We start from the raw sequence: 467 nt of genomic DNA, 5'->3' as shown, positions 1-467 counted from the left end.
TGCCACACCTCGATCGAGTCGGCGTACCAGGTGAGCCGCTGGTTCGCGGAGTTGAACTGGTTGCCGGACGCGAGCTGCTCCTGCACCGCGAGCACGACGAAGTAGATCGCCGGGATCGCGGCGAGCAGGATGAGCTTGGACCGCTTGCGGTCGGGGTCGCCGCGCAGCGTGATGAGCATGATCCCGATCGCGAGGCCGATGAGGGCCTGGCGCGCCTGCGCGGCGAGCACGCCGAGGGAGCACAGCCAGGAGGCCCCGAGCGAGAACCAGCGCGGCCAGCCGACCCACCACGGGCGTGCGTAGGCGGTGAGGGCGGCGAACGCGAGCACGCACCCGATGAAGTTCTTGTGCATCGCGAGCGGGGAGTCGATGTACACCGGTCCCGTGTTGCCCGCCGCGAGCTGCTGCAGCGCGACGAGGCACGTCTGCGCCGCGATCGCGAGGCAGAGCAGGAGGAAGAGGATCAG

At 69.6% G+C, this 467-nt stretch carries 1 protein-coding gene; it reads right to left on the bottom strand.

Annotated elements, in window-relative coordinates; genetic code table 11:
• The coding region (locus tag G3I78_RS48105) for a hypothetical protein (protein WP_203616534.1) at positions 1-467 on the bottom strand (467 nt) is incomplete at both ends.

Origin of the sequence: Streptomyces sp. SID13726, from assembly GCF_010548375.1 — a bacterium.
Lineage (GTDB): Bacteria > Actinomycetota > Actinomycetes > Streptomycetales > Streptomycetaceae > Streptomyces.
This window is presented reverse-complemented; position numbering and strand designations above follow the sequence as displayed.